Raw genomic sequence first — 1,055 nt, forward strand, 5'->3', positions numbered from 1 at the left:
CGATTGGCAAGCAACATGGCGTAACTGGGTGCGAAAGGCTATCGAGGATTTAGAAAAAACGAAAAACACGAATAACAATGGTGGAAACAATGGAAACTTTTCAAAAGATCAAAGAACTCGTGGTGGTACCGGAGAGACAATCCGTAATCTTATCGGTGCAACACAGCTTAGTGACACCTCTACAAGATACCGTGCAACAGATAGAGCAATGTGTAACTCTGGAGTTTCCATGGACCTTGAGAAATGGCATTCAATTGACAGCAACCCTAGAGAAACAAGCTTTAGAAGCTTATCAGACTGTTCAAAACTTACTTACCGTGAAAGCGTCTGTTGAAGACATAGCAGAGGCTCTTGATGTGCTTGAAGGTGGTTTGACAATGCAAAAAGTTTCAAATGTAGAAGCGCGTGCAAAGGCTTATATCGCAGCTCTTAACGGCATTTCACTCTGGTCTTTGTTGCAAGCTGTTAAAAATCTTATACGTGGAGAAGCTAAAGGCATGTCAACAACCTTTGTCCCCTCTTGTGCTGATCTTGCGCAGTATTGTCGTGATTTAGAAAGCAGGCTTTATGGTGTTGCTGAGAGAGTTTTTACAGCAGTTGAAAATACGCGTAACCTAGCCTTAGGAGGCAAGCGCATTTCATTCATGAGAATAGGCAAGCCTAGTGAAGAGTGTCATGACAGTAGCAATTCTAAAGCGGCTTAAAACAGCAAACTAGTGAAAAGTGCTGATCATTTTACGATTAGATATGCATTTAAATCGACAAAAAAGCACCTTACAAAGCGATTTAAAGATTTTATGATAGAATCAACATCTGCAATATAAAACGCTCTGTATGATCAAATTTGAGGTAAATAGACCAATTGGTAAAATTAGGATTAAAAACATGAGAATATTAAAAGACCTGTTCTTAAAAAAGCGTAAACAACCCATGCAAAAAGAGTTTGTTGCAACAGCTGTTGGTTATGTTCCTTGGGGGGACGGAGCAGAGGAGTATTTTTACAACCTCTACGAATATGAAGATGGCACAAGAGAGTGTGAAAAGTTTGATGGCGG

General features: G+C 40.0%; 1 protein-coding gene and 1 pseudogene. Both read left to right on the top strand.

Features of this window, described 5'->3' with window-relative positions; all coding sequences use genetic code 11:
- Positions 1 to 334: pseudogene (locus tag ACFILL_RS09290) on the top strand (hypothetical protein); the annotation flags it as partial.
- Entirely contained in the window at positions 255 to 704 is a 450-nt protein-coding gene (locus tag ACFILL_RS09295) for a hypothetical protein (RefSeq protein ID WP_375643815.1), read from the top strand. The pseudogene ACFILL_RS09290 and the gene ACFILL_RS09295, both read left to right, overlap by 80 nt.
- Positions 705 to 1,055 lie beyond the last annotated feature (351 nt).

The sequence above is a fragment of the Bartonella sp. AP20NXHL genome (assembly GCF_042196165.1).
In the GTDB taxonomy this organism is placed as follows: Bacteria; Pseudomonadota; Alphaproteobacteria; order Rhizobiales; family Rhizobiaceae; genus Bartonella.